This window comes from Promicromonospora citrea (assembly GCF_013004695.1).
In the GTDB taxonomy this organism is placed as follows: domain Bacteria; phylum Actinomycetota; class Actinomycetes; order Actinomycetales; family Cellulomonadaceae; genus Promicromonospora; species Promicromonospora citrea.
The window spans coordinates 1-1,479 of the sequence record NZ_JABEMG010000279.1 but is presented as its reverse complement, the minus strand read 5'-3'; the positions used below and the strand labels follow the sequence as shown (position 1 = coordinate 1,479).

Here is a 1,479-nt window from a genome sequence, read left to right as displayed (position 1 = left end):
CGCGCCCACCTGGACCGCGCCGCTGCGGACGGTGGGCAGCCCCGCGCGCAGCACCTGCCGCAGCCGGAACGGCGCCGGGTGCGGCGCCCCGGCCAGGCGCCCCGTCCCGCCCTGTGCGGTCACGGGACGGACCACGATCTCGGGGTGGCCGAGCGCCGCGTTGCCGAGCAGCACGCCGAGCGCCTCCACGAGCGGCGCGTCGGAGCGCCAGTTGCTGCCGAGCGTCGCGCGTGTCGCGGCGTGCCGCGCGGCGTCGAGGTAGGCCACGACGTCCCCGCCGCGGAAGGCGTAGATCGCCTGCTTGGGGTCGCCGACCAGCACCGTCGCCCGGTCCCCCGCCGGGTCCGCCGCATCCGGCGCGCCTCCGAACGCCCGGTCCAGCACCTGCCACTGCACCGGGTCGGTGTCCTGGAACTCGTCGACCAGCACGACCCGCCACCGCTCGCGCATCCGGGTCCGCACCGCTGCCCCGCCGTCGGCCGACGCCGGGTCGAGGGCGTCGGCGAGGCGGCCGAGCAGGTCGTCGTAGGACAGGATGCCCAGGCGCCGCTTGCGGCGCTCCATCTCGGCCCGCACCTCGCGGGCGAACGACACCCGCGCGGAACCGACGGGATCGTCCGGGTCGGCGTCCGCCAGCGCGGCCCGCGGGTCCTCGACGGCGGCCGTGGCCACCATGAGCGCGCACGCCCGGTCGAACGGCGGCGGCTCGGGGGCGTTGCCGTACCGGCGCAGGTACAGGTCGTCGACGACCTCGACCGTGAGGTCGGTCAGCGACTCGACGAGCTCCGCGCCCGGCTCGGTGTCCCCGGCCACCCCGAGCGAGCGCAGCACGAGCTGGCAGAACTGGTGGATCGTCGCGATCGTCGCGTGGTCGAACGACGCCAGGGCGTCCGCCAGGCGCCGGTGCCGCACCACCCGCTCCACGTCGTCGACGTCGAGCAGCGCGGCGAGCACCTCGTCCACCTCGTCCGTGCCGCCCTCCGTGCCACCCTCCGTGCCGCCGCCCGAGAGCGCCGCGGCGAAGGCGCGCTCGGCGCGCAGCAGGGCGCCGCGCACGCGGTCGCGCAGCTCCTGGGTCGCGGCGCGCCCGAACGTGACCACGAGCATCTCCTCGAGCGGTACGACGCCCTCGGCGACGTACCGGGTGACGAGCGCGCCGATCGCGAAGGTCTTGCCCGTGCCCGCGCTCGCCTCGAGCAGCGCGGTGCCGCGCGGCAGGGGTCCTGCGAGGTCGAAGACGTCCATCAGTCGGTGCCCATCCAGTCCGTGCCCATCCGGTCCGTGCCCATCCGGTCGGTGCCCATTCAGTCGTTGAACTGTGTGCTCCGGCCCCACCCTGCTGGTTCGCCGTCTGGCGGAGCGCCGTGGGGGAACCTTGGGGGAATCGGGGGCGGTGTGCTGCTCCCCCGGTGTGCGGGGAGGCGGCGGGACCTCGACGGGTCGTCGTGGTGGTGGGGGGGGGGGGGGGGGGGGGGGGGG

1 protein-coding gene is annotated in these 1,479 nt (G+C 76.5%); it reads right to left on the bottom strand.

The features are described from left to right. The coding region (locus HLB15_RS23600; protein ID WP_171109201.1) for a UvrD-helicase domain-containing protein at window positions 1–1,245 on the bottom strand (1,245 nt) is incomplete at its 3' end. Window positions 1,246–1,479: the final 234 nt, after the last annotated feature.